The 25628-nt window shown below is 69.5% G+C and carries 23 protein-coding genes; 11 read left to right on the top strand and 12 right to left on the bottom strand.

Going from position 1 to position 25628, the window contains the following annotated elements; translation table 11 throughout:
- From G6N48_RS26995 to mscL, 4 genes are all read left to right on the top strand, one after another.
- Positions 1 to 624 carry a 5-formyltetrahydrofolate cyclo-ligase gene (locus G6N48_RS26995; RefSeq protein ID WP_085269818.1) on the top strand — a complete coding sequence of 208 codons (624 nt, stop codon included), beginning with the start codon at positions 1 to 3 and terminating at the stop codon, positions 622 to 624.
- 73 nt (positions 625 to 697) lie between these two features.
- Positions 698 to 1051 carry an FmdB family zinc ribbon protein gene (locus G6N48_RS26990; protein WP_085269819.1) on the top strand — a complete coding sequence of 118 codons (354 nt, stop codon included), beginning with the start codon at positions 698 to 700 and terminating at the stop codon, positions 1049 to 1051.
- Positions 1052 to 1116: 65 nt separating this feature from the next.
- The gene (locus tag G6N48_RS26985; RefSeq protein ID WP_085269820.1) at positions 1117 to 1806 is read left to right on the top strand and encodes an SAF domain-containing protein; all 690 of its coding nucleotides are present in this window, start codon (positions 1117 to 1119) and stop codon (positions 1804 to 1806) included.
- Between the two features lie 63 nt (positions 1807 to 1869).
- The gene (gene mscL, locus G6N48_RS26980) at positions 1870 to 2331 is read left to right on the top strand and encodes a large-conductance mechanosensitive channel protein MscL (protein WP_085269821.1); all 462 of its coding nucleotides are present in this window, start codon (positions 1870 to 1872) and stop codon (positions 2329 to 2331) included.
- 28 nt (positions 2332 to 2359) lie between these two features.
- Here mscL and G6N48_RS26975 read toward each other — a convergent pair whose 3' ends face one another.
- The 5 genes from G6N48_RS26975 to rpmF form a co-directional block, all read right to left on the bottom strand.
- On the bottom strand, positions 2360 to 2917 hold the full coding sequence (locus G6N48_RS26975) for a MogA/MoaB family molybdenum cofactor biosynthesis protein (protein WP_085269822.1): 558 nt from the start codon (positions 2915 to 2917) through the stop codon (positions 2360 to 2362).
- Positions 2917 to 4410: a S1C family serine protease gene (locus tag G6N48_RS26970; RefSeq protein ID WP_085269823.1), complete on the bottom strand. Its 1494-nt coding sequence runs from the start codon at positions 4408 to 4410 to the stop codon at positions 2917 to 2919. Before G6N48_RS26970 ends, G6N48_RS26975 begins: the two co-directional genes overlap by 1 nt.
- Before the next feature lie 74 nt (positions 4411 to 4484).
- The gene (locus G6N48_RS26965; RefSeq protein WP_085269824.1) at positions 4485 to 6053 is read right to left on the bottom strand and encodes a HAMP domain-containing sensor histidine kinase; all 1569 of its coding nucleotides are present in this window, start codon (positions 6051 to 6053) and stop codon (positions 4485 to 4487) included.
- A gap of 16 nt (positions 6054 to 6069) precedes the next feature.
- Complete coding sequence (gene mprA, locus G6N48_RS26960) at positions 6070 to 6756, bottom strand: two-component system response regulator MprA (RefSeq protein ID WP_085269825.1); 687 nt, start codon at positions 6754 to 6756, stop codon at positions 6070 to 6072.
- A 67-nt stretch (positions 6757 to 6823) separates the two neighbouring features.
- Positions 6824 to 6997, bottom strand: a complete 174-nt coding sequence (rpmF, locus tag G6N48_RS26955; RefSeq protein ID WP_085269826.1) for a 50S ribosomal protein L32 — start codon at positions 6995 to 6997, stop codon at positions 6824 to 6826.
- A gap of 292 nt (positions 6998 to 7289) precedes the next feature.
- Between rpmF and G6N48_RS26950 the strand changes: the two genes are divergently transcribed.
- From G6N48_RS26950 to G6N48_RS26920, 7 genes are all read left to right on the top strand, one after another.
- Positions 7290 to 8972 (top strand): acyclic terpene utilization AtuA family protein, encoded by a 1683-nt coding sequence (locus G6N48_RS26950; protein WP_139825833.1) that lies wholly within the window; start codon positions 7290 to 7292, stop codon positions 8970 to 8972.
- The gene (locus G6N48_RS26945) at positions 8969 to 10117 is read left to right on the top strand and encodes an acyl-CoA dehydrogenase family protein (protein WP_085269827.1); all 1149 of its coding nucleotides are present in this window, start codon (positions 8969 to 8971) and stop codon (positions 10115 to 10117) included. The genes G6N48_RS26950 and G6N48_RS26945 overlap by 4 nt, the downstream gene beginning before the upstream one ends.
- Positions 10114 to 11709, top strand: a complete 1596-nt coding sequence (locus tag G6N48_RS26940; protein WP_085269828.1) for an acyl-CoA carboxylase subunit beta — start codon at positions 10114 to 10116, stop codon at positions 11707 to 11709. The genes G6N48_RS26945 and G6N48_RS26940 overlap by 4 nt, the downstream gene beginning before the upstream one ends.
- Positions 11710 to 11714: 5 nt before the next feature.
- A complete protein-coding gene (locus G6N48_RS26935) occupies positions 11715 to 13700 on the top strand; it encodes an acetyl/propionyl/methylcrotonyl-CoA carboxylase subunit alpha (RefSeq protein ID WP_085269829.1) in 1986 nt (661 codons plus the stop codon).
- Positions 13697 to 14863 carry an acyl-CoA dehydrogenase family protein gene (locus G6N48_RS26930; protein WP_085269830.1) on the top strand — a complete coding sequence of 389 codons (1167 nt, stop codon included), beginning with the start codon at positions 13697 to 13699 and terminating at the stop codon, positions 14861 to 14863. Before G6N48_RS26935 ends, G6N48_RS26930 begins: the two co-directional genes overlap by 4 nt.
- 8 nt (positions 14864 to 14871) lie before the next feature.
- Positions 14872 to 15669, top strand: a complete 798-nt coding sequence (locus G6N48_RS26925) for an enoyl-CoA hydratase family protein (protein ID WP_085269831.1) — start codon at positions 14872 to 14874, stop codon at positions 15667 to 15669.
- A gap of 80 nt (positions 15670 to 15749) precedes the next feature.
- The gene (locus tag G6N48_RS26920; RefSeq protein ID WP_163670925.1) at positions 15750 to 16352 is read left to right on the top strand and encodes a DUF1707 SHOCT-like domain-containing protein; all 603 of its coding nucleotides are present in this window, start codon (positions 15750 to 15752) and stop codon (positions 16350 to 16352) included.
- Positions 16353 to 16359: 7 nt separating this feature from the next.
- Here G6N48_RS26920 and G6N48_RS26915 read toward each other — a convergent pair whose 3' ends face one another.
- From G6N48_RS26915 to G6N48_RS26885, 7 genes are all read right to left on the bottom strand, one after another.
- Positions 16360 to 17214 carry an aldo/keto reductase gene (locus G6N48_RS26915; protein ID WP_085269833.1) on the bottom strand — a complete coding sequence of 285 codons (855 nt, stop codon included), beginning with the start codon at positions 17212 to 17214 and terminating at the stop codon, positions 16360 to 16362.
- Between the two features lie 81 nt (positions 17215 to 17295).
- Positions 17296 to 19290, bottom strand: coding sequence for a vWA domain-containing protein (locus G6N48_RS26910; protein ID WP_085269834.1), 1995 nt, complete (start codon positions 19288 to 19290; stop codon positions 17296 to 17298).
- Positions 19283 to 20668: an ATP-binding protein gene (locus G6N48_RS26905; RefSeq protein ID WP_085269835.1), complete on the bottom strand. Its 1386-nt coding sequence runs from the start codon at positions 20666 to 20668 to the stop codon at positions 19283 to 19285. The genes G6N48_RS26910 and G6N48_RS26905 overlap by 8 nt, the downstream gene beginning before the upstream one ends.
- Positions 20669 to 20887: 219 nt before the next feature.
- Positions 20888 to 22480 (bottom strand): bifunctional phosphoribosylaminoimidazolecarboxamide formyltransferase/IMP cyclohydrolase, encoded by a 1593-nt coding sequence (gene purH, locus G6N48_RS26900; RefSeq protein ID WP_085269836.1) that lies wholly within the window; start codon positions 22478 to 22480, stop codon positions 20888 to 20890.
- Positions 22481 to 22487: 7 nt separating this feature from the next.
- Positions 22488 to 23117: a phosphoribosylglycinamide formyltransferase gene (gene purN / locus G6N48_RS26895; protein WP_085269837.1), complete on the bottom strand. Its 630-nt coding sequence runs from the start codon at positions 23115 to 23117 to the stop codon at positions 22488 to 22490.
- 53 nt (positions 23118 to 23170) lie between these two features.
- Complete coding sequence (locus tag G6N48_RS26890) at positions 23171 to 24571, bottom strand: cell division protein PerM (RefSeq protein ID WP_085269838.1); 1401 nt, start codon at positions 24569 to 24571, stop codon at positions 23171 to 23173.
- A gap of 47 nt (positions 24572 to 24618) precedes the next feature.
- On the bottom strand, positions 24619 to 25551 hold the full coding sequence (locus tag G6N48_RS26885; RefSeq protein WP_085269839.1) for a DUF5336 domain-containing protein: 933 nt from the start codon (positions 25549 to 25551) through the stop codon (positions 24619 to 24621).
- Between the last annotated feature and the right edge of the window lie 77 nt (positions 25552 to 25628).

Here is a 25628-nt window from a genome sequence, read left to right as displayed (position 1 = left end):
ATGGCGACCATGAGCAAGGCCGCACTGCGCGAGCGGCTGCTCGCGGCGCGCCGCGAGGTTGCCGACGACGTCCACGCCGCCGAGGCCGGGATGCTCCGCGAGCGCCTGGAAGCGCTGGACGGCCTCGAAAAGGTCGGTACCGGCGGCACCACGGTGTGCGCCTATGTGCCCGTGGGCACCGAGCCGGGTTCGGCCGGGATGCTGGACCTGTTGCTCGAGCGGGCGGGGCGGGTGTTGCTCCCGGTTGCGCGCGCAGCCGACGACGGCACCGCGCTGCCGCTGCGGTGGGGCGAATACCGGCCGGGCACCCTCATCCGCGGGCGCTGGGGACTGCTCGAGCCGCCGGAACCGTGGCTACCCGCGTCGGCCCTGGCCGAGGCCGCCGCGGTGCTGGTGCCGGCGCTGGCGGTCGATCGCTCGGGCGTGCGACTGGGCCGTGGCCAGGGGTTTTACGATCGCTCGCTGGGCGATCGCCACGCGCGGGCGCTGCTGATCGCGGTCGTGCGTGACGAGGAAGTGCTCGACGTGGTGCCGGCCGAGCCGCATGACGTGCGGATGACCCACGCGCTGACACCGCGCCGTGGTCTGATGAGCCTGTTTGCCGACCGACACGTCGGGGAATGAGACATGTCACGTGGCGGTTTTAGCACTTGAGACGATAGAGTGCTAACGAGGTCTGAATCTTCCGGAGGTTTTTGTGCCGACCTACAGCTACCAGTGCACCGAGTGCGACAACCGCTTCGACGCCGTCCAGGCGTTCACCGACGATGCGCTGACGACCTGCGACCGTTGCTCCGGACGGCTGCGCAAACGCTTCAACTCCGTCGGCGTCGTGTTCAAGGGCAGTGGCTTCTACCGCACCGACAGCCGGGAGTCCGGCAAGAAGCCGGCGGGTTCCACCAACGGATCGTCAACCGGCCAGTCGGGGTCGGGCTCGGGATCCGGTGAGAAATCCGGCTCGGGTGAGAAGTCCGGCTCAGGCGAGAAGTCGAGCAGCAACAGCGGCACCACCAGCAGTTCCACGCCGTCGGCCGCGGCCGCGACGAGTTAGCCGGTTATCCACAGCGCCCCGTTCGATCGGCGGATCGCCACCGGCGGGGCGCTTACCGTTGCGGCGTGGGCGAACCCTCGCTGAACCCGATTTTGTTGCGCCGGTTGTCGGCGCGGCTTCGACCGGACTGGACCCGGACAGTGCTCGCGCGTCGTGTCGCGGCCGGCGGCTGCGTCGTGCTGGCGGGCATCGCCGCGGTGCGCTCCGATCCGGCCGGGGATTACGCCGAGGTGGTGGTGGCCGGGCGCGACCTGAGCCCGGGCACCGCGCTGACGCCCGACGACGTGCGGATCGAAAAGCGTTTGGCCGCAACACTTCCCGGTGGTACGTTGCCGGATCTGGGCGCGGTCACGGGTTTGACACCGGCCGGCCCGGTGCGGCGTGGCGAGGTGCTCACCGACGTCCGACTGCTCGGCAGCCGGCTGGCGGAGGCTGCACTCGGGTCGAAGGCGGGGGCCGGTGCGCGCATCGTGCCGCTCCATCTGGCCGACGGCGCCCTGGTCGACCTGATCCGCGTCGGCGACGTCGTCGACGTGCTGGTCGCGCCCGCAGCAACCACGGCGGGATCACCCAGCGCCGCCACAGCAACCACCAGGGTGGCGGCCACGGACGCGGTGGTGGTGCTCGTGTCGCCGAGGCAAAAGCTGCAGGCCGCTGACGGTGACCGCGTAGTGTTAGTCGCGCTGCCGGCTCACCTGGCGAACACTGTGGCGGGTGCGGTGCTCGGTCAAGCGGTCACGCTTACCCTGCACTGACTCCTGCACGGCCGCTCGGCGCACGGCCGTCAGCAAACGCTGCCCGTCCAGAAAGGCCTCCCAATGTTCAAAGGGTTCAAGGAGTTTCTCTCCCGCGGCAATATCGTCGACCTGGCCGTCGCCGTGGTCATCGGTACCGCGTTCACGGCGCTGGTCACCAAGTTCACCGACAGCATCATCACCCCGTTGATCAATCGGGTCGGCGTCAATCAGCACTCCGATGTCAGCGTCCTGCGGATCAGCATCGGCGGCGGCCAGACCATCGACCTCAACGTCCTGCTGTCGGCAGCGATCAACTTCTTTCTGGTGGCGTTCGTCGTCTACTTCTTCGTGGTGCTCCCCTACAACACGCTGCGCAGGCGCGGCGAGGTCGAGCAGGCGGACGACGCGCAGATCGTCTTGCTCACCGAGATCCGGGACCTGCTCGCACAAAGCAACGACGGCTCCTCGGGCAGGCACGTGGGCAACGCGGCGACCAATCCCACCCCGAGCCACGGTCCTCGCGCCGACGCCGAATCGCCATGAGCCCGGCCCCGAGCGCGGGCCCGCCGGGTCAGATCTCCAGGCTCGACAGCTGCCCGATGATCTGGGCGGCCAGCGGGTTCAGGGTCGCCATCCCGTCGCGCACCGCATAGCGGGAACCGGCGAGATTGACCACCAGCGTGCTTCCGGACACGCCCGCCAGCCCGCGGGACAAGCCGGCGTCGATGATCCCCGCGGACAGCCCCGAAGCCCGAATAGCCTCCGCGATGCCCAGGATCTCCCGGTCCAGGATGTCTCGCGTCGCCTCCGGCGCGACGTCGCGCGGCGTGACGCCCGTCCCGCCGACCGAAACCACCAGGTCTACTCCGCCGATCACCGCGGTGTTCAGCGCGTTTCGGATTTCGACCTCGTCGGCCGCGACCGCCACCACACCGTCGACGACGAATCCCGCTTCCGTCAGCAGCTCGGTAACCAGCGGCCCGCTGTGGTCCTCGTCCCCGTGCGCGGTGCGATCGTCGACGACCACGACCAGCGCCCGGCCGACCATCAATTCCGCACCCGTCTCCATGGGTGCCACCGTATAACCGAGTTCCGACAGCCCCGTCGCCGAGGGTTCATCGAGTCTCATCACTGATCCGCCTTGCCGAGGGTGACCTGCACGGTGCGGCTACCGCCGCCGGCCGGGTCCTGAAAGGTCAATGACACCTTGTCGCCGGGCGCTCTGGAGCGCACGGCGGCAACCAGTGCGTCCGCGCTGTTGATCGGGCGGTCGTCGACCTTCGTGACGAGCACGCCCTTGGGCACTCCGGCGGCCGCGGCGGCACCGCCCTGTACGACGTCGACGATCTTGGCGCCGGGGCTGCCCTTGTCGTTGGTCACCTGCACGCCCAGCGAGGCGTGCGTCGCCTTGCCGGTGCTGATCAACTCGTCGGCGATGCGCTTGGCCTGGTCGACCGGGATCGCGAAACCGAGCCCGATGGACCCGCTCTGCGCGTCGGGTGAGTCGGCACCCAGGGTCGCGATCGCCGAATTCACGCCTACGAGTTGGCCATTCATGTTGACCAGTGCGCCGCCGGAGTTACCGGGGTTGATCGCCGCGTCGGTCTGGATGGCGTCGAGCACCGTGTTCTGGTTGCCCGACTCGCCGGTGGTGGACACCGGCCGGTTCAGGGCACTGACGATACCGGTGGTCACCGTGCCCGACAGACCCAGCGGTGACCCGATGGCCACGACCGGCTGGCCGACGCGCAGATCCGACGACGAGCCCAGCGAGATCGGGGTGAGGCCGGATACGCCCTGCACCCGGATGACGGCGATGTCGCTCGTGGGGTCGGCGCCGACGACGGTGAAGGGTGCGGTGCGACCGTCGGAGAACGTCACGGTCGTCTTCGGCGCCGGCCCACCCGGCCCGCCGCCCGGACCCCCGGGGCCGGTGGGGCCGGCAGGTCCACCGGGTGTGCCGGGGCCGCCGGGAGCCGCCTTCGGGTTGGCGGCGGCGATGACGTGGTTGTTGGTCAGGATCAGCCCGTCGGCGGACAAGATGATGCCGGAGCCCTCCTCGGACTGGCGGCCCATGTCGGTCTCCAACATGACGACGCTGGGCACCACCTTCGCGGCGACCTGTTCGACACTGCCCGGCGGCATGTTGGCGGCGGGGACGCTGGGGGCTCCCCCCGCGATCACCCTGCCGCCACTGATGGTGGCCGAGTGCGTGCCGAGCTCGACGGCCGTCGCCGCGGCGCCGCCGATTCCGGCCGAAACCACCGCGATCGCCAGCGCGCCTGCGGTCAGAGCCCCTGCGCGAGACTTCTTTTGGCCCGGCGGCGGCATCGGGGGCAGCATGCCCGGAACGGGACCGCCGCCGGTGGGGCCCCCGCTGATCGGGCCCGTCCCGGAGCCGCCGGGCATGCGGCCGGGGCCACCGAACGGCTCGTAGGGCTGGCGGTACTGGGGGTTTTGCTGCGGCTGATAGCGCCAGTCGAACTGCTGGCTGTACGGTTGCCGATGCCCCTGAGCGTAGGGCGGGTTGCCGGCGTGGCCGGGGACGGGCCCATGCTGATGGGGCGCGGGACCATACCCCGGCTGCTGCGGCGGTGGCGAATACCTCGGGTCATTCGTCATGTCGCTAAGACGCTCTTCCTCTATTTCGGATACGGTCGGGCTGGACTCGGCTCGACTCAACAGTAGCTGCAGACCTACCTTGCCCGCGCGGACTGAGAGTCCACTGAGACAACGTTCGCCGATTCCCGAGAATTCGCGATGTCGCCGACAATCGGTACCGCTGGGTCGGTCTGAGTGTCCTCTTCGACCGAGTCCGTGTCGTCGCCGGGCAGCGGATAGCCCGCAGGGTAATCCGACATGGGCACCGGGCGACCGGGGAGCAGCACGTAGATGGACGTCCCCGGGGGCTGGCCTCCCGGCACGGTGTCTTCGATGCGAAGCAGCCCACCGTGGTTGAGCACCACCTTCTTGACGATCGCCAGCCCCAGCCCCGACCCCGGCATCGCACGCGCCGTCGTTGAGCGGTAGAAACGTTCGAAGACCAGACGACGCTCCTGCGGCGGGATTCCCGGGCCGTGGTCGGCGACCACCAGCTCGGCGTGCGACGGGTCCAGCTGCCGCATCGTCAAGCCCACACGCGCGCCCGGCGGGCTCCACTTGGCCGCGTTGTCCAGCAGGTTCAACACCGCACGCGACAGCCCGGCGGCGTCGCCGTACACCTGCCACGGGATCACCTCGACATCGAAGTGAATGTCGTTGCGCCGCCGCCTGACCCGCTCCAAACTGCGGTCGACCACCTCGGACATGTCGACCGTCTCGTGCACCACCTGGCCGGCGTCGTCACGAGTGAGGTCCACCAAATCGCCTACCAGCGTTGACAATTCCTCTATCTGCGCCAGCACATCGGCACGCAGCTCCGCCATCTCCTGTTCGGGCAGCCGCGGCGCACCCGGTTCCATCGACGCCATCAGCAGCTCGACGTTGGTGCGCAGCGAGGTCAGCGGGGTGCGCAGTTCGTGCCCGGCATCGGTGACCAGCCGCGCCTGCCGTTCCCGGGATTCCGCCAGCGCCCGCAGCATCAGGTTGAAAGCCTCGGTCAGCCTGGCCAATTCGTCGCTGCCGAACACCGGAATGGGCCTCAGGTCGTCGGTGCGGGCCACCCGCTCGGTGGCCTCGGTCAGCCGGGCCACGGGACGCAGGCCTGCCCTGGTGACCATGCCGCCGGCCACCGCGGCGACCGCGACGCCGATGCCACCGACGATCAGCAGCACCCAGCGCAATTTCAGCATCACCGCCTCGGTCGGCTTGAGGCTCTTGGAGATCAGCAACGAACAGCCGTTGGGCAGGTGGATGGCAAGGATCCGCTGATCGCCGGCCGTGCGCCGCGACATGAACAACTCGCCGCGGATGACGGCCTTCTCCGCGGAACCGACCGGCAGCGTCTGGCCCGGCTGCTGCGCCGTGTAGATCGCGTGGCCGGGGTTCACCAGCATCGCGTTGACGTCGGAGTAGGCCGTGCCCTCGATGGCCTTGCCCGGGTCGGCGGCCAGCGATCCGCTGGCGATCAGCAACTGCGCCCTGCTCTGCAGCTGGTTGTCGATGTCGCTGTACAGCGCGGCCGAGATCACCGCGTAGACGGCGAAGGCCATCAGGACCACCACCATCGCCACCATCGACATCGCCAGCAGCATCACCCGCCACCGCAGGGACAACGAGCTGGGAGCCCGCAGGGGTGCGCGCCCGCGCCGGGGGGACCCGATCATCGTTGCTCTTGCGCCGTCACGGCGGCGTCTCCCGCAGGACGTAGCCGACGCCGCGCACGGTGTGAATCAGGCGGGGCTCGCCATCGGCCTCGGTCTTGCGGCGCAGGTATCCGACGTAGACCTCGAGAGCGTTGCCCGACGTGGGGAAGTCGAACCCCCACACCTCTTCGAGGATGCGGCTGCGGGTGAGCACCCGCCGCGGATTGGCGATGAGCATCTCCAGCAGCGAGAACTCGGTGCGGGTCAGGCTGATCTGACGTTGCCCGCGGGTGACCTCGCGTGTCACGGGATCCAGGGAAAGATCAGAGAACTTCATCGCCACGGATTCGGCGTCGTCGTCGGGCTTGGTGCGGCGCAGCAACGCCCGCATCCGCGCCAGCAGCTCTTCGAGTGCGAACGGCTTCGGCAGGTAGTCGTCGGCGCCCGCGTCGAGGCCCGCGACCCGTTCGGAGACCGAGTCGCGGGCGGTGAGCACCAGAATGGGCAGGTCGTCGCCAGTGCTGCGCAGCTGGCGGCACACCTCGAGGCCATCCAGACGCGGCATCATCACGTCGAGGACAAGCGCGTCGGGCCGATCGCCGGCAATCATCTCCAGGGCCTCGACCCCGTCATGGGCCAACTCTACCGAGTAACCGTTGAAGGAAAGTGACCTGCGCAGCGACTCACGCACCGCGCGATCGTCGTCGACGACAAGTATCCGCACGGCCCTAGTCTCGCCCTAACGCCTGAGAGCGCCCTGAGAGGCACGCCGCATATTTGCCGAGATTAGCTCAGCGCCGGTCCAGATCGACGAGGCCGAGACGCGCCGCTTTGAGCAGCCTGCGCGGCACCTTGTGCTTCTGGCCCGCCACGGTGACACCCACGAGCTCGGTCTTGGTGGCCTTCCACTGCGCGCGCCGGCTTCGGGTGTTTGCGCGCGACATCCTGCGCTTGGGTACGGCCATGGTCGGGCCTAACTCCTCGGTCTGGGTAGCGATTCGGCATGTCGCGCGGCATGGCCGGTGGGCCGAACGGGCGACGATTGCCTCTCAGGATAGTCGGTGGACGGCCGGTCGCCAAAATGGCGCCGATCCCCCCTGCGGACAACCCGGCTGCGCGAAGGAGATCCTTGACGTGACACCGTCGGCACCCGCTAACCTACCGGTTGGTTGGTCGGTCTGCGGCCCGACCGTGGACGCCTGAATGGAGGAGGCGCAAATGGCCTCAGCTGCGGGTCCCTCGAAGCGTCCGGGCCCCGTGCGCATCGCGAACTGCTCGGGCTTCTACGGCGACCGGCTGTCGGCGATGCGCGAGATGCTCGCCGGCGGCGACGTCGACTACCTCACCGGCGACTACCTGGCCGAACTGACCATGCTCATCCTGGGCCGCGACCGCCTCAAGCACCCCGAGCGCGGCTACGCCAAAACCTTTCTCACCCAGCTCGAGACCTGCCTGGGCGAAGCCTGCGACCGTGGCGTCCGCATCGTCGCCAACGCCGGCGGTCTCAACCCGGCCGGGCTCGCCGACGCGATACGCGCCCTGTCCGAGCGCCTCGGCGTGGGCGCCCGGGTCGCCCACGTCGAGGGAGACGACCTGCTGCCGCGCGCCGCGGAACTGGGACTGGGTACGCCGCTGACCGCCAACGCCTACCTCGGCGCCTGGGGAATCGTCGACTGCCTCGACGGCGGGGCCGACGTCGTGGTCACCGGACGGGTGACCGACGCCTCGGTGATCGTCGGGGCGGCGGCGGCGCACTTCGGCTGGGGGCGCAACGACTACGACCGACTCGCGGGGGCGGTGGTCGCCGGCCACGTCATCGAGTGCGGGGTCCAGGCCACCGGCGGCAACTATTCCTTCTTCACCGAGATACCCGACCTCACCCACGCCGGTTTCCCGCTGGCCGAGGTGAGCGCCGACGGCTCGTCGGTGATCACCAAACACCCGGGCACGGGCGGTCGCGTCGACATCGACACGGTGACCGCGCAACTCCTCTACGAAATCACCGGGGCGCGCTATGCCAACCCGGACGTCACCGCGCGGATGGACACCGTCACGCTGAGCACCGACGGCCCCGACCGCGTGCGCATCAGCGGCGTCATCGGCGAACCCCCGCCGCCCACGCTGAAGGTCTCGCTGAACAGCATCGGCGGGTTCCGCAACGCGATGACGTTCGTGCTCACGGGACTCGACATCGCCGCGAAGGCCGAGCTGGTGCGCCGGCAACTCGAGGCCGCGCTCACCGTCAAGCCGACCGAGCTGCAGTGGTCGCTGGCCCGCACCGACCACCCCGACGCCGACACCGAGGAGGCCGCGAGCGCCCTCCTGCACTGTGTCGTGCGCGACCCCGATCCCGCGAATGTCGGGCGTCAATTCTCCTCGGCTGCAGTGGAATTGGCACTCGCCAGCTATCCGGGGTTCCACGTGACCGCGCCGCCGGGTGACGGCCAGGTCTACGGTGTGTTCACCGCCGGCTACGTCGACGCGACGATGGTGTCGCACGTTGCCGTGCACGCCGACGGGACGCGAAGCGTCATCCCCTGCGCCACCGAGACGTTGGCGCTCGAAGACGCCGACGCACCGGCCCTGCCGGATGCGCTCGCAGCCGCTGCGGTGCGCAGGGCGCCGCTGGGCCGCATCGCCGGAGCCCGCAGCGGCGACAAGGGCGGATCGGCGAACGTCGGGGTGTGGGTGCGGACCGACGACCAATGGCGCTGGCTGGCCAACACCTTGACCGTCGAACTGCTCAAGGAGTTGCTGCCCGAGGCGGCCGAGCTCGACGTCACCCGGCATGTCCTGCCGAACCTGCGCGCGGTGAACTTCGTCATCGAGGGAATCCTTGGTCAAGGTGTCGCCTACCAAGCGCGATTCGACCCCCAGGCCAAGGGGCTGGGGGAATGGCTGCGCAGCCGCCACGTCGACATCCCGGAGAGGTTGCTGTGAACATCTGGACCACACCCGAGCGCGACCAGCTGCGAAAGACGGTGCGCTCCTTCGCCGAACGCGAGATCCTGCCCAACGTCGAGCAGTGGGAGCGCGTCGGCGAGCTGCCCCGCGACCTGCACCGGCGCGCCGGTGCAGCCGGGCTGCTGGGTGCGGGCTTTCCCGAGGCGGTCGGGGGCGGCGGCGGAGACGGCGCCGACTCGGTGGTCATCTGCGAGGAAGTACACCGGGCGGGCGCGCCGGGAGGTGTGTTCGCGTCGCTGTTCACCTGCGGGATCGCGGTGCCGCACATGATCGCCTCCGATGACGCCCGGCTGATCGACGAGTTCGTGCGGCCGACGCTGTCCGGGGCCAAGATCGGCGCGCTCGCGATCACCGAACCCGGCGGCGGCTCGGACGTCGGGCATCTGCGCACCGCGGCGGTCCGGGACGGGGATCACTACGTGGTCAACGGCGCCAAGACCTACATCACCTCGGGCGTGCGCGCCGACTACGTCGTCACGGCCGTGCGCACCGGCGGCCCGGGGGCGGCCGGGGTGTCGCTGCTGGTGGTCGAGAAGGGCACGCCCGGTTTCGGGGTGACCCGCAAGCTGGACAAGATGGGATGGCGGTCATCGGACACCGCGGAGCTGTCGTTCGTCGACGCACGGGTCCCGGCGGCCAACCTGGTGGGAGCGGAGAACAGCGGCTTCCTCCAGATCGCCCAGGCGTTCGTCGCGGAGCGTATCGGGCTTGCCGCACAAGCGTATTCGAGCGCCCAGCGCTGCCTGGACCTGACCGTCCAATGGTGCCGCGACCGAGAGACGTTCGGCCGTCCGCTGATATCACGCCAGTCGGTGCAGAACACCCTGGCCGAGATGGCGCGCCGCATCGACGTCGCCCGGGTCTACGCGCGCAATGTCGTCGAGCGCCAGCTGGCCGGCGAGACCAACCTGATCGCGCCGGTGTGCTTCGCGAAGAACACCGCCGTCGAGGCCGGGGAATGGGTGGCCCACCAAGCCGTTCAGCTGTTCGGCGGCATGGGCTACATGACCGAATGCGAAGTCGAACGCCAATACCGGGACATGAGGATCCTGGGCATCGGCGGCGGAACCACCGAAATCCTCACCGCGCTCGCCGCGAAAACGCTGGGATACCAACCGTGACGACACTGAAGTCCACGCTGGACCCCAAGGCGCCCACCTTCGCCGAGGCGGCCGCCGCTGCGCAGACCAAGCTCGCCGAGATCGACCTCGCGCTCGCCGAGGCGCTGGCGGGCGGTGGCTCGAAATACGTCGATCGACACCACGCGCGCGGCAAACTGACCGCCCGCGAGCGGATCGAGCTTCTGGTCGACCCGGATTCGCCGTTCCTTGAACTGAGCCCGCTGGCGGCCTGGGGCAGCGACTTCAAGGTCGGCGCCAGCACCGTCACCGGCATCGGCGTCGTGTGCGGCGTGGAGTGCATGATCGTCGCCAACGACCCGACGGTCAAGGGCGGCACCAGCAACCCGTGGACACTGCGAAAAATATTGCGCGCCAACCAGATCGCGTTAGAGAACCGGCTTCCGGTGATCTCGCTGGTGGAATCCGGCGGGGCGGACCTGCCCACCCAGAAGCAGATCTTCATCCCGGGCGGACAGATGTTCCGCGACCTCACCCGGCTGTCGGCGGCCGGGATCCCGACCGTTGCCCTGGTTTTCGGCAACTCCACCGCGGGTGGCGCCTACGTGCCCGGCATGTCCGATCACGTGGTCATGATCAAGGAACGGTCGAAGGTGTTTCTCGCCGGTCCCCCGCTGGTCAAGATGGCCACCGGCGAGGAGTCCGACGACGAGTCCCTGGGCGGGGCCGAAATGCACGCCCGCGTCTCGGGCTTGGCGGACTACTTCGCCGTCGACGAGGTCGATGCGATCCGGATCGGTCGCCGCATCGTGGCGCGGCTGAACTGGGTCAAGAAGGGGCCGGCTCCGGCGCCGGTCACCGAGCCGCTGTTCGACGGCGAGGAGCTGATCGGCATCGTGCCACCGGATCTGCGCATCCCGTTCGATCCCCGCGAGGTGATCGCCCGCATCGTCGACGGGTCCGACTTCGACGAGTTCAAGCCGCTGTACGGCTCGTCGCTGGTGACCGGCTGGGCCCGGCTGCACGGCTACCCGCTGGGCATTCTGGCCAACGCGCGCGGCGTGCTGTTCAGCGAGGAGTCGCAGAAGGCCACCCAATTCATCCAGCTGGCCAACCGGTCGAACACGCCGCTGTTGTTCCTGCACAACACCACCGGCTACATGGTGGGCAAGGATTACGAGGAAGGCGGCATGATCAAGCACGGCTCGATGATGATCAACGCCGTGTCCAATTCGACCGTGCCGCACCTCTCGCTGCTCATCGGCGCATCGTACGGCGCGGGCCATTACGGCATGTGCGGGCGCGCCTATGACCCGAGGTTCCTGTTCGCCTGGCCCAGCGCCAAATCCGCGGTGATGGGCGGCGCGCAACTGGCCGGCGTGCTCTCGATCGTCAATCGCGCGGCGACCGAGGCCCGCGGCCACCAGGTCGACGAGGAGGCCGACGCCGCAATGCGGGCCGCCGTCGAAGGCCAGATCGAAGCCGAGTCGCTGCCGCTCGTGCTGTCCGGGATGCTCTACGACGACGGGGTGATAGATCCGCGCGACACCCGCACCGTGCTGGGAATGTGTCTGTCCGCCATTGCCAATGGCCCGATCGAGGGGACGTCGAACTTCGGCGTCTTCAGGATGTGAACCGTATGCCGATCACTAGAGTTCTGGTCGCCAACCGCGGCGAGATCGCCCGCCGCGTGTTCGCCACCTGCCGGCGCCTCGGCCTGGGCACCGTCGCCGTCTACACCGAACCGGACAAGGATTCGCCGCACGTCGCCGAGGCCGATGCCCGAGTGCTGCTGGCGGAGGTCAAAGGCTATTTGAACGCCGAGGCCATCATCGCCGCCGCGCGCGCCGCAGGCGCCGACGCGGTGCACCCGGGCTACGGATTCCTCTCGGAGAACGCCGAGTTCGCCGCCGCCGTGCAGAGCGCGGGTCTGACCTGGGTGGGGCCGCCCGTCGACGCGGTGCGGGCGATGGGCTCCAAGATCGAGTCCAAGAAGTTGATGTCCGCGGCCGGGGTTCCGGTGCTCGATGAGCTCGATCCCGGCGCCGTCAACGAGGCGCAGCTGCCCGTGTTGGTCAAAGCGTCCGCGGGCGGTGGTGGCCGCGGCATGCGCGTGGTACGCGAATTATCCTCACTGCCGGGCGAAGTCGAAGCCGCGCGGCGCGAGGCGCAGTCCGCCTTCGGCGACCCCACGGTGTTCTGCGAGCGCTACCTGCCGACCGGGCATCACATCGAGGTTCAGGTCATGGCCGACACCCACGGCACCGTATGGGCCGTCGGCGAGCGGGAATGCTCGATTCAGCGACGCCATCAGAAGATCATCGAGGAGGCGCCCGCGCCCTTGGTCGAACGCACCCCGGGCATGCGCGACAGGCTTTTCGACGCCGCGCGACTCGCCGCCGCCGCGATCGGCTACACGGGGGCCGGGACGGTCGAGTTCCTCGCCGACGATGACGGGGAGTTCTACTTCCTGGAGATGAACACCCGGCTTCAGGTCGAGCACCCGGTCACCGAGGAGACCACCGGGCTCGATCTGGTCGAGCTGCAACTGTCGGTCGCCGACGGCGGCCGGCTCGATCCGCGGCCGCCTGCCGCGCAGGGACACTCGATCGAGGCGCGGCTTTACGCCGAAGACCCGGCCCGCGGCTGGCAGCCGCAGGCAGGAACCGTCCACACCATCGACGTGCCCGCGGTCCGGGCGCAATTCGACTCGCTGGGACAGCGCACCGGAATCCGGCTCGATTCCGGTATCGCCGACGGGTCCACGGTGTCGATCCACTACGATCCCATGCTCGCCAAGGTCATCTCGTACGCCCCGACCCGCCGGCAGGCGGCGCTGGTTCTGGCGGACGGGCTGGCCCGCACCCGCCTGCACGGGTTGCGCACCAACCGCGACCTTCTGGTCAACGTGCTGCGGCATCCGGCTTTCCTCGAAGGCGCCACCGAAACCGCGTTTTTCGACACCCATGATCTGGCGGTCCTGTCCGCCCCGCTGGCCGACGCCACGACGGTTCGATCCTCGGCGGTGGCGGCCGCGCTTGCCGACGCCGCGCACAACCGCGCGAGCGCCAAGGTGTTGGGCCCGGTCCCCAGCGGGTGGCGCAACCTGCCGTCGGGCTATCAGGTCAAAACCTACCGCGACGACGAGAGCACCGAGCACCGCGTCGAATACCGATTCACCAGAGCGGGTTTGGTATTCGCCGGTGACGAGTCGATACGGCTCGTCACCGCTGCGCCCGGCCAGGTCGTCCTGGCCGACGCCGACGGCGTGGCATGCAGCTTCGCGGTTGTCCGCCACGGAGACGACATCTACGTCGATTCGGCGCGCGGGCCCGTTCACCTGGTCGCGGTACCCCGCTTCCCGGAACCGGGATCGGCCGTCGAGAAGGGATCGCTGGTGGCGCCCATGCCCGGCAACGTGATCCGGCTCGGAGCCGCCCTGGGTGACACGGTAACGGCCGGCAGGCCCCTGATCTGGCTGGAGGCGATGAAGATGGAGCACACCATCACCGCACCGACCGACGGCGTGCTCGCCGAGCTCAACGTCAGCACCGGGCAGCAAGTCGAAGTGGGCGCCGTCCTGGCACGAGTCGACGCGCCCGACAAAGGAGGAGATCACACATGACCGACACCAGCTTCATCGAAAGCGAAGAGCGCAGGGCGCTGCGCAAGTCGGTGGCCGCGTGGGCCGCCAACTACGGCAGCGAGTACTACCTGAAGAAGGCGCGCGCGCACGAACACACCGACGAATTGTGGTCGGAGGCAGGAAAGCTCGGCTTTTTGGGGGTGAACCTTCCCGAGGAGTACGGCGGCGGGGGCGCCGGCATGTACGAGCTGTCGCTGGTCATGGAGGAGATGGCGGCCGCGGGCAGCGCGCTGCTGCTGATGGTGGTCTCGCCCGCCATCAACGGGACCATCATCAGCAAGTTCGGCACCGAGGAGCAGAAGAAGCGCTGGATCCCCGGGATCGCCGACGGCACGCTGACGATGGCGTTCGCGATCACCGAACCCGACGCGGGATCCAACTCGCACAAGATCACCACCACGGCCCGCCGCGACGGCGGCGACTGGATCTTGAAGGGCCAGAAGGTCTACATCTCGGGCATCGACCAGGCTCAGGCCGTCCTCGTGGTCGCCCGCACGGAGGAGGCCAAGACCGGCAAGCTGCGCCCGGCGCTGTTCGTGGTGCCCACCGACGCGCCCGGCTTCAGCTATACCGCGATCGACATGGAGCTGATCAGCCCCGAACGTCAGTTCCAGGTGTTCCTCGACGACGTCCGGTTGCCCGCCGACGCGCTGGTCGGCGCCGAGGACGCCGCCATCGCGCAGCTTTTCGCCGGGCTGAACCCCGAACGGATCATGGGCGCGGCCAGTTCGGTGGGCATGGGGCGATTCGCGCTGAGCAAGGCCGCCGACTACGTCAAGACCCGTCAGGTCTGGGGCGCACCGATCGGCACGCACCAGGGTTTGTCGCATCCGTTGGCGCAGTGTCACATCGAGGTCGAGCTGGCCAAGCTGATGATGCAGAAGGCCGCGACGCTCTACGACGGCGGCGACGACGCCGGCGCCGCCGAGGCCGCCAACATGGCCAAATACGCTGCGGCAGAGGCGGCGACGCGGTCGGTAGACCAGGCCGTGCAGTCGATGGGCGGCAACGGGCTGACCAAGGAGTACGGCGTCGCCGCCATGTTGGCCTCGGCCCGGCTGGGCCGGATCGCCCCGGTCAGCCGCGAGATGGTGCTGAACTTCGTGGCTCAGACATCGCTCGGCCTGCCCCGAAGCTACTGAGCCTGCTGATGGACAAGCTCGTCGACTACCTCGGGCCGTCCGCGACCAACGGCCCTTACGCGCGGCTGCTGCTCAACTCGCCCCACAACCGCAACGCCCTGTCCACCGCGCTCGTCGGTCAGCTGCACCAGGGGCTGCGTGACGCCGCGGCGGATCAGGACGTGCGGGCGGTGGTGCTGGGCCACACCGGCGGCACGTTCTGCGCAGGCGCGGACCTCAGCGAGGCCGGGGGAAGCGGGCCGCCACCATCGGCATACGACGCGGCCGCCGCGCGGGCCCGGGAAATGGCCGCGCTGATGCGTGCCATCGTCTCGTCGCCGCTGCCGGTGATCGGTGCCATCGACGGACACGTGCGCGCCGGAGGCTTCGGTCTGGTCGGCGCCTGCGACATCGTGGTCGCCGGACCGCGCAGCACGTTCGCGCTGACCGAAGCGCGCATCGGCGTCGCACCGGCGATCATCTCGCTGACGCTGTTGCCGAAGTTGTCGGCGCGCGCCGCGGCGCGCTACTACCTGACGGGTGCCACCTTCGACGCGCACACGGCCGCGGAGATCGGCTTGATCACGATGGCGGCCGACGATGTGGACGCCGCGGTGGGCGAGATCGTCGCCGACGTGGGCCGCGGCTCGCCGCAGGGGCTGGCGGCGTCGAAGGCTTTGACCACGGCCGCGGTGCTGGAGGGCTTCGACCGCGACACCGAACGCCTGGCGCAGGAGTCGGCCCGGTTGTTCGTGTCCGAGGAAGCCCGCGAGGGCATGCTGTCGTTCCTGCAGAAGCGCCCGCCGAGCTGGGCGCGCTCGAAGTGAACGATCGCGCGGCGACGAGCTTGGTTGCAGTTTAGCGAAGTCTCTTGCAGCAAATCGTGGACGTCGTACGCTCGTGGATGATGAGCAACTCAGCGCAGCGTGATGCGAAGGAGACGCGCGACGAATCGTCGCGGGCGGCCGACACGGATCGCATCCAGATCGCGCAGTTGCTGGCTTACGCGGCTGAGCAGGGCCGCCTGCAGCTCAAGGACTACGAAGACCGATTGACCAGGGCCTACGCGGCCACGACGTACAAGGAGCTGGATCAGCTCAGGGCCGATCTGGTGGGCGCCCCGGTGAACCTGCGCCGCGGCGGAAAGCAGAACCCGGCGCCGTCGACGCTGTTGCTCGCCATGCTCAGCGGATTCGAGCGGCGCGGCCGCTGGAACGTGCCGAAGAAGCTGACCGCCTTCACGCTGTGGGGCAGCGGCGTGCTGGACCTGCGCTACGCCGACTTCACCTCGACCGAGGTCGAGATCCACGCGGTCTCGATCATGGGCGTGCAGAACATCCTGCTGCCCCCGGAAGTCAACGTCGAGATCCATGGCCGCGGGGTGATGGGCGGGTTCGACCGCGAGGTCTCCACCCCGGGCGCGCCGGGCGCGCCCAAGGTGAAGATCCACGGCTTCTCGCTGTGGGGCGGCGTGGGCATCAAGCGCAAGCCCCGCAGCCCGCGCCCCTAGCGCTCGCTCACTTCTGATCGGGAATGTAGTCGAACTTGTCCGGGTGAGGCCCGGTCCTGCCCGCCTCCCCCTTGTCCAATTTCGAGATCGCGTCCATCTCCGAGCCGTCGAGCTCGAAGTCGAACAGCTCGAAGTTCGACTTCACCCGTTGCGGGGTCACCGACTTGGGGAACACGATGTCGCCGCGCTGAATGTGCCAGCGCAGCACCACCTGTGCCGGAGATTTGCCGTGGGCTTCGGCGACGCGTTCGATCACCGGGTCGCCGAGCACCTTGCCCTGAGCGATCGGCGACCACGCCTCGGTGGCGATGCCGTGCGCGAGCCCGTAGGCTCGGACGTCCTCGTTGGCGAAGTACGGGTGCACCTCGATCTGATTGACCGACGGAACCGTGCTGGTCTCGGCGGCGAGCCGATCCAGGTGTGCCGGCTGGAAATTCGAGACCCCGATGCTGCGGGCGCGCCCGTCGCGGGCGAACTCCTCGAACACCTTCCACGTCGAGACGAAGTCGCCGCCGTAGAGCGTGGGCAGCGGCCAGTGGATGAGGAACAGGTCGACGTAATCGGAGCCCAGCGCCTTGAGCGTCTCGTCGAACGCGCGGCGCGCGTCGTCGGGCTTGTGGTAGCCGTTGTTCAGCTTGCTGGTGACGAACACCTCGCTGCGGTCGACACCCGCGTCGCGGATGCCCTGGCCCACTTCCTTTTCGTTTCCGTACATCTCGGCGGTGTCGATGTGCCGGTATCCGATGTCGAGGGCTTCCTTGACCGCCGCGGCGGTCTGGTCGGGCGGGATCTGGAAGACGCCGAAACCCAGCTGCGGGATTCGGTTGCCGTCGTTGAGTTCGATCGCGGGAACGTTGCTCATGCCTCTCCTCCTTCTGGACTCCTGTACCCGGTGGGGCGCAGACCTATCCGCGGCGACCTACCCGCGGCCCCGCGCGTCTGACTACCGGCGGCGCCGGGACCGCAGGTAGTCACCGACCACTGCCGCGCCGAGACCGTCGAGGTCGGGAACCACGACGCGGCCTTCGACGCGCCGGGCGACCTGGTCGATGAACCGCGCCAGGCCCGGGTCGCTGCCCAGGCGGAAGATGGTCACCTGCGCGCCGAGGCGGGCCACCTCATCGAAACCGCGCACGGTGTGGGCGATGGTCCGCGGATGCGGCGGGTAGTCGAAGAACACCGAAGAACCGTCACCGTCGAAATCCTCCAGGTGGGCGGTCGGCTCACCGTCGGTGACCACGAGCACGACGGGCTGCGCATTCGGGTGGCGGCGCAGATGCCGGCAGGCCAGCGCGAGCGCGTGGTGCAGGTTGGTGCCCTGCTCGTAGACCCCCTCGAGGCCGGTGAGCTCCGCGGCCGTCACCGTGCGGGCGTAACGGCCGAACGCGACGATCTGCAGGGCATCCGAGCGAAACCGGGTGCACACCAGATGGTTGAGCGCCAGCGCCGTCTGCTTCATCGGCAGCCAGCGGTTCTCCATCACCATCGAGAACGACGTGTCGACCAGCAGCGCGACCGCGGCCTGGGTGCGCGTCTCGGTCTCGGAGACCTCGACGTCGTCGACCGTGATCTTCAGCACGGGAGCCGACCCGTCCAGGGTGGCCGTCCCCGCCTGCCGCAGCACGGCGTTGGTGAGCGTGCGGGAGATGTTCCACGGTTCGGTGTCACCGAATTGCCATGGCCGGGTCGCGCCGGTCAGCTCGCCGGCGGCTCCGGCGCGCCGATGGTCGCGGTCGCCGCGCCGGCCGGAAAGTTGTTGCACCACATCGCGTAACGCCGTCTCGCCCAGCCGGCGCATGGCCTTGGGCGAGAGCCGCCACTGGCCGTCGGAGCCACGATCCAGGAAGCCCTGGTTGACCAGAGCGCGTTCCAGCTCCGCGAGGGTCCGGGCGTCGATGGCTGCCTGGTCACCGAGTTGGCGGGCCAGCGCGTCGAGGTCGACGTCGTCCATGGTCGCGCCCGGGTAGCTCTGCGACAGCTGCTCGGCCAGCTGCTCGAGCTCGGCGACGTCGGACATCGCCTGCGCCCCCTCACCCATGCCGAACGGGTTGTCACCCGAAAACTGCTCCGAACCGGTCCAGTCCTCACCGGGCCGCGCCGCCTGCAGGTGCGCGTCCAGCCGATCCAGCGCCTGCATCAACGCCGGCGAGCCGAAAGCCTGCTGCGCCAAAGCATCCAGCTCGGCCCGCTGCTCCGGGCTCAGGCTGTTGCGGAAGCGTTGTGCGGCGGCGGCACGCTTGGCCAGCGAGTCCAGCAGCTCGTCGACGTTGCGGGGATTCTCCGGGAAGAACTCCCCGTGGTTGTCCATGAAGTTCTCGAAATCCTGCTGCGTATCCTCGCCGCGCGCGTGCTTGTCCAGCAGCTCGTTGAGGTCGTTGAGCATGTCGTTGACGCGCTGGCGGTCCTCGTCGGTGGCGCCCTCGAGTGCCTGCTTCATGCCGGAGAAGCGCTGGTCGAGCATCTCGCGGCCGAGCAGATCCTTGATCTGCTCGTACTTTTCGCGCGCCTCGGCGCTGCGCCAGTCGTAGTCCGAGAGCTCCTGGACGGCCTTGGCCGGCGAGGCCGGCAGCGCGTCGAGCTGCAGCTCGCCGAATCGGGCGTCGTCGTCCAGTGCGCGGGCCAGCTCCTTGCGCTCGGCCAGGACCGCGTCGTCGAGCAGCTTCTTGATCTCCTGCAGAGTGCCGTCCAAGTTGTTGCGCCGCAACAACTCCCGTCGACGCCGGTTCGCTTCGGCGGCCAGCCGGTCGGCGCCGGTCATGTTCTTGGTGCCGCGTCGCAGCAGTTCGGACAGGGCGCGGCGCGGCGACGTGCCGGCCATCACGTCCTGACCGATCTGCTCGAGCGCCTCGCGCAGGTCCACCGGGGGAGCCAACGGGTCGGGCCCGCCGGTGTACGCCGAGTACCGCGACGAGTGTCCCTTGGCAGAAGAGCTAGCCATAAATGGTCTGACCTTCCCCGGAGACCTTGTCGATGCGCTTGGCCAGATACAAAGCCTCCAGCGCCAGTTCGAGCGCCGCGGCGCGCTCGCCTTCGGATTGCGCGTGCAGCTTGGTCGCGATCTTGTCCACCACCGGCAGACCCGGAACGGCGGCCAGCACGTCCTTGGCCGACACGCGCTCGCCCGTCGTGACCGCCGCACCGCCCTCGACCGCGCTCACCAGCGATCCGACGTCGATGCCACCGAGGACCCGCGACGCGGTGTCCGCGGTCGCGCGGCGTAACAGGTGCTCGAGCACGGCCTGCTCGCGGCCCTCCTCGCCGGACTCGAACTCCAGCTTGCCGCGCAAGACGGCGATCACCGTGCCGAGGTCGACCACCCGCGCCACCGGGTCCGTCTCCCCGAGAACCGCGCCGCGGTGCCGCGCGGACGCCGCGACGGTCTCGGCCGCCGCGATCGCGAACCGCGCCGAGACGCCGGAGCGCTGGTCTACGGAGTTGGAGTCGCGCAGATAGCGGGCGAACCGCGCGATCACCTGCATCAGGTAGTCGGGCACCTGCGCGCTCAGGTGCGCCTCCTGCACGATGACGCCCACCTCCGCGTCGAGCTCGAGCGGATAGTGGGTGCGGATCTCGGCGCCGAACCGGTCCTTGAGCGGGGTGATGATGCGCCCGCGGTTGGTGTAGTCCTCCGGGTTGGCGCTGGCTACCACCAGCACATCCAGCGGCAGGCGCAGCGTGTAACCGCGGACCTGGATGTCGCGCTCCTCCATCACGTTGAGCATCGACACCTGGATGCGCTCGGCGAGGTCGGGTAGCTCGTTGACCGCGACGATGCCGCGATGCGCCCGCGGGATCAGGCCGTAGGCGATGGTCTCCGGGTCGCCCAGGCTGCGGCCCTCGGCGACCTTGATCGGGTCGATGTCGCCGACCAGGTCGGCCACGCTGGTGTCGGGGGTGGCCAGCTTCTCGGTGTAGCGCTCGCTGCGGTGCCGCCACTCGATCGGCAGGTCGTCGCCGAGGGTGGCGGCCTTGCGGATCGACTCCGGGGTGATCGGCGAATAGGGATGCTCGCCGAGTTCGGCCCCGGCGATCACCGGGGTCCACTCGTCGAGCAGCCCGACCAGCGCGCGCAGCAGGCGCGTCTTGCCCTGACCGCGCTCGCCCAGCAAAACGAAGTCGTGACCTGCGATGAGTGCGCGTTCCAGCTGCGGCAGCACGGTCTCGTCGAATCCAAGGATTCCGGGCCATACCTCGTCTCCGGCGGCCAGCGCCGTCAGAAGGTTCTCCCGGAGTTCCTGCTTGACTCCGCGTTCACGGTGACCGGTGGCGCGCAGTTCGCCGACGGTTCGGGGCAGATGGCTCGGTGTCGTCACCACTCCACGCTACGACCGTTGTCGACATGCGTCATGTGGACCACGTCGCATAAGGGGTTGCATGCGCTCTTGCACGCGGGCTCATCGACACGTCACCGGGTCACCGAGCGCGATTCGGCGCACGGTCACGCGGCCGACGCCGAGACGCCGCCTCCGGCGCTCTCATTGGGCCGCATTGGGCCTCAATGGGCCTCATGGGGCCGCATTGGGCCTCAATGGGCCTCAATGGGCGAAGTGGCGAGCGCCGGTCAGGTAGAGGGTGATGCCGGCGCCGGCGGCCGCCGCGGTCACCTCGTCGTCGCGCACCGAACCGCCCGGATGCACCACCGCCTTGACCCCCGCCGCGGTGAGCGTCTCGAGTCCGTCGGGGAACGGGAAGAACGCGTCCGAGGCGGCCACGGCGCCACGGACCCGGTCGCCGCGCACGTTCCCTCGTTCGACGGCCAGCCGGGCGGCGTCGACCCGGTTGACCTGACCCATCCCCACCCCGACGGTGGCGCCGTCCGCGGCGATCACGATCGCGTTCGACTTGACCGCGCGGCACGTCCGCCACGCGAAGACCAGATCGGTCAGCGTCGCCGGGTCGGCCGGGTCGCCCGTGGCCAACGTCCAGTTGGCCGGGTTGTCCCCGTGCGCGTCGAGCTCGTCGCGCTGCTGCGCCAGCAGACCACCGCTGACCGGGCGCAGCTCCGTGCCGCCGGTGAGCGGCTCCGAGGCGACCAGGACCCGGATGTTCTTCTTGCGCGTCAAGACGTCCAGGGCGCCGGGCGCGTAGGCCGGTGCGACGATCACCTCGGTGAAGATGGTGCTCACGTAGTCGGCCATCTCGACGCTGACCTCGGTGTTGGCGGCGATCACACCGCCGAAGGCGCTCAGCGGGTCGCATTCGTGGGCCTTGCGATGCGCATCGGCGACCGACACCGACGAGATCGCGATCCCGCACGGGTTGGCGTGCTTGATGATCGCCACGCACGTCTGTTCGTGGTCGAAGGCGGCCCGCCACGCCGCGTCCGCGTCGGTGAAGTTGTTGTAGGACATCTCTTTGCCGTGCAGCTGCTCGGCCTGTGCCAGCCCGGGCCAGGCGCCGGGGTCGGCGTAGAGGGCGGCCTGCTGGTGCGGGTTCTCGCCGTAGCGCAACATCGCCGAGCGGCGCCAGCTGCGGCCCAACCACTTCGGGAAGGTGGTCGGCGGGTGCTCGGGGGCAAGGGTGGTCTGCATCCAGCTCGCGACGGCGATGTCGTAGTCCGCGGTGTGCGCGAACGCCAACGCCGCCAGCGTCTTGCGCTCGGCGAGGGTGAATCCGCCGTGCCGCACGGCGGCGAGCACCCCGTCGTACCCGCGCGGATCGGTGACCACCGCGACGCTGGGATGGTTTTTCGCGGCCGCCCGCACCATCGACGGCCCGCCGATGTCGATCTGCTCGACGCATTCGTCGATGCTCGCCCCCGAATCGACGGTCTCGCTGAACGGATACAGGTTGACGACGACGAGTTCGAAGGCCGCGACCCCGAGTTGCTCGAGCGCCGCCACGTGTTCGGGCTTGCGGAGGTCGGCCAGCAGCCCGGCATGCACCCGCGGGTGCAGCGTCTTGACCCGCCCGTCGAGCACCTCGGGGAACCCGGTCAGCTCCTCGACGCGGGTGACCGCAATCCCCTTGTCGGCGATGGTCTTTGCCGTCGATCCGGTCGAGACGATCTCGACGCCCGCCTCCGTCAGCCCCCGGGCGAGCTCGATCAGCCCGGACTTGTCGTACACGCTGATCAGTGCGCGGCGGATCGGCCTTCTCGCCCTGTCACGCCAATCGTCGGTGCTCATGCGGTGCTCATCCCAAGGTCGCCTTTCGTCCCGTCCAGGTCACTCCGCGCGTCGCGATCGCGGCCACCGCGTCTACCAGCAGCCGCCGTTCCACGACCTTGATGCGTTCATGCAAACTACCCACATCGTCGTCGTCGAGCACTGCAACTGGCTCCTGGGCCACGATGGGTCCCGTGTCCGTGCCGGCGTCGACCAGGTGCACCGTGCAGCCGGACACCTTGACACCGTAGGCCAGGGCGTCGGCGACCCCGTGGGCGCCCGGGAAGGCCGGCAGCAGCGCGGGATGGGTGTTCAGGGTGCGTCCCGGGAAACGCGACAGAAATTGCGGGCCAAGGATTTTCATGAAGCCGGCCGACACGACGAGGTCGGGCCGGTGCGCGGCGGTGGCCTCCGTGATGGCCGCATCCCACGCGTCCCGGTCGGGGTGGTCGCCGAGACGGACGGTGAAGGTGGGCACCGTTGCCGCGGCGGCGATCTCAGCGGCCGGACAGGCACGGTCCACGCCGACGGCCACGATCCGCGCCGGGTAGTCACCTACCGCGGCGTCCAGCAGGCTGCGCAGCAGCGACCCGGTGCCCGACGCCAGCACCACCACTCGCGCCGGTGCGCTGGGGGGCACGCGGAGCGGTTCGGGCACAGCGGAAGCCTAGTCGGGCGACGCCGGCGGCCGCGCACGCGGCCGCGGCCGATTCAGTCCGTCGAATCGCGGTCGGCGGTGCTCGGCTCCGGTTCCCCGGACGGGGCGGCGCCGTCGTCGTCGCCGGTGGTCGGCGCATCCCGATCGACGGGGATGCCGACCGCCGCGCTGTCGGGCACCCCGGTTCCGGGCACCCCCGTTCCGGGCACCCCGGTTTCGGGCTCGGCGTCCGGCTCGGTGAACATCTGCGCGAAATCCGCCGGCTCGGCCGCAGCCGCGGGCGGGGCGGGTCTGGGCCGCGCCCGCCCGGGCCTTTTCAGGCGCACCGGCCTGATCCCGCCGGTCATCACCACGGTCACACATCCCACGACCGCGAACCAGAAGAAGACGCCCACCAGCATCGTGCCCTGGTCGACGCCGACGTGGCCGAAATTGCCCAGCCGGCCGCTGCCCCCGTAGGCCAGCACCGACATCGCCAGCGCGCCGGCGGCCGAGGCGACCAGGAGCTTGGCCATGGCCGAAACGAAAGGCAGTGCACGCCGGGCACATTGCTGCCCGACCGCCACGCCCGACGAGGCCCCCACGATCAGCAGCGCCACCCACACCGGGCCCAGCGGGGGCCGCGGCGTGGCGGCCAGGATCGGCAGCGCGGGGATGTCGCCGCCGAAGACGGTGAACGAACTGAAGGTCGCGAAGCCGAGATGGGCGCTCGAGCCGACCGCGATCGCCGCCGTGCCGACGATGACGTTGGGCACGTAGAGCACCGAGAGCAGCGTGAGACTGAACTGACCGAAGATCGAGTCGGTGATGCCGAAGAGGTCCTGCATCGTCGACCAGTGCACCACCAGCGACCCGGCCGTCACCAGGCCGGACAGCCCGGTCAGCGCCAGCACGCCCGCGAACGCCGCACGCAGGGAATCACCCAGCCAATTCGGCAGCGGCGAGGCGGCCAGCGCCCGTCGCCCCAGCCGCGACCACACGCCGATCGCGGCCCCGATGGCGTGCACCGCCAGCACGCTGGTGAACGCGCGCAGCGCGCTGGGGGTTTGCAGCTCGGTGATCACCGATGACGCGTCCTGGATGACCGCCAGGGCGATCGCCGCGATCAGCAGCGGCCCCCCCAGCGCCGACGCGACGACCCAGCGCACCACCAGCCAGGACGAGTACGCCGAGGTGGCCCGCGCCGTGCTGCGCGCGGTGGCCCAGATCATCAACAGGACCGGCAGCAGCGGCATGACGCCCAGTTCGCGGCCGCCGATCGAGATCGGCACCTGGTGCACGCCGAGCCACATGCTGGCGATGGCGCCCAGCGCGCCCGTCATGTCGCTGTTGGCGATCAGCAACTGGAGCAACGTGACGGCCGCGATGACGACCAACGCCACCACTGCCGGGCCGAACGCGACCCTGACGAGGTCACGCGCCTGGCGCGCTCCCGCCGCCCGGTTGTCTTCCACCCGTGTCACTCTTGCGCATGTCCCCGACTAGGCGCGAGAGGACACGGTCAGGACGGCGCGGGACCCGACGACGACTGCTGCTCGTGGCCCGCGCCCTGCTGCCCACCGCCCTGCGCCGAGTACTCCGTCGTCGGCGCATCGGAACCGGCGCCGGCGGACGGCGGGGGGCTGAAGCTCGGGAACCCGGTGGGAGGCGTGTTGGGCCCTTGCTGCTGCGCCGCGGGCTGCGGCCCGGAGTGGGCCGCGAATCCGCCGGTCGACGGGGGCGCCGAGCACTGGCCCGAGGGGTAGCCGCCGCCGTATTGCGACCCGTAGCCGGTGTGCTGCGGGGACTGGTGCTGACCCGGGTGCTGCTGCACGCCGGGCTGACCACTGGGCTGACCACTGGGCTGACCACTGGGCTGACCGTAGTAGGACTGCTGGCCGTATTGCGAGTACTGGGGGTACTGACCGTACTGCGAGTACGGGTCGTACTTCGGCCGCGGCGTCGGCGCCGTGATCACGCCCGCGTCCAACAGCACGGCCGCGATGGCGACCATGGCCTGGAAGACGCTGGCCACCAGCACCAACCAGAGCCCCCAGCCGATGGTGACGCCGCTTCCGGCGTTGACCATGTCGGATATCAGCAGCAGCGCGCCCAGCGACGCGACCGCCGCGATGACGCCCACGTGGGTCCTGGCCTTCGGCACCAGGCTCATGGCGGCCATCAGTCCGGCCAACAGGGCCGCGACCACGGCCAGGGACACTCCTGCACCCGACACCTCGGCGGCCGGGGCCGGCCCGGCTTCGGTGCCGATGGTGATCATCGGCCCGAAGCTCGCGAGATAGGCCACGAACCCGAGCGCGGCCACCGCCGCGGTCAAGTACAGCGGCAGCTTGCTCTTGCCGTCGTCGTCCTTGGCGAACGACGGTGGGGAGCTCGCGTAGGAGCCGCCGGGCTGCGCGGGTGGATAGCCGGGACTACCGGGCGAGTAGGTCATGACTCCTCCTGTTGCTTCCAGTGCCTCGGGCTGTCATGGCGGCGCCACAGCGCGACCCGACGCTGCGCTCCCCCGGA

The sequence above is a fragment of the Mycobacterium parmense genome, from assembly GCF_010730575.1.
Lineage (GTDB): Bacteria > Actinomycetota > Actinomycetes > Mycobacteriales > Mycobacteriaceae > Mycobacterium > Mycobacterium parmense.
Note: the sequence above shows the minus strand (reverse complement) of the source record. Positions and strands in the feature narration are given on the sequence as shown.

Coding starts and splice junctions, on each gene's coding strand:
- G6N48_RS26995 (WP_085269818.1), top strand. CDS start 1: ATGGCGACCATGAGCAAGGCCGCACTGCGCGAGCGGCTGCTCGCGGCG.
- mscL (WP_085269821.1), top strand. CDS start 1,870: ATGTTCAAAGGGTTCAAGGAGTTTCTCTCCCGCGGCAATATCGTCGAC.
- G6N48_RS26975 (WP_085269822.1), bottom strand. CDS start 2,917: ATGAGACTCGATGAACCCTCGGCGACGGGGCTGTCGGAACTCGGTTAT.
- G6N48_RS26970 (WP_085269823.1), bottom strand. CDS start 4,410: ATGACGAATGACCCGAGGTATTCGCCACCGCCGCAGCAGCCGGGGTAT.
- G6N48_RS26965 (WP_085269824.1), bottom strand. CDS start 6,053: ATGATCGGGTCCCCCCGGCGCGGGCGCGCACCCCTGCGGGCTCCCAGC.
- rpmF (WP_085269826.1), bottom strand. CDS start 6,997: ATGGCCGTACCCAAGCGCAGGATGTCGCGCGCAAACACCCGAAGCCGG.
- G6N48_RS26935 (WP_085269829.1), top strand. CDS start 11,715: ATGCCGATCACTAGAGTTCTGGTCGCCAACCGCGGCGAGATCGCCCGC.
- G6N48_RS26930 (WP_085269830.1), top strand. CDS start 13,697: ATGACCGACACCAGCTTCATCGAAAGCGAAGAGCGCAGGGCGCTGCGC.
- G6N48_RS26925 (WP_085269831.1), top strand. CDS start 14,872: ATGGACAAGCTCGTCGACTACCTCGGGCCGTCCGCGACCAACGGCCCT.
- G6N48_RS26920 (WP_163670925.1), top strand. CDS start 15,750: ATGAGCAACTCAGCGCAGCGTGATGCGAAGGAGACGCGCGACGAATCG.
- G6N48_RS26915 (WP_085269833.1), bottom strand. CDS start 17,214: ATGAGCAACGTTCCCGCGATCGAACTCAACGACGGCAACCGAATCCCG.
- G6N48_RS26910 (WP_085269834.1), bottom strand. CDS start 19,290: ATGGCTAGCTCTTCTGCCAAGGGACACTCGTCGCGGTACTCGGCGTAC.
- purH (WP_085269836.1), bottom strand. CDS start 22,480: ATGAGCACCGACGATTGGCGTGACAGGGCGAGAAGGCCGATCCGCCGC.
- G6N48_RS26885 (WP_085269839.1), bottom strand. CDS start 25,551: ATGACCTACTCGCCCGGTAGTCCCGGCTATCCACCCGCGCAGCCCGGC.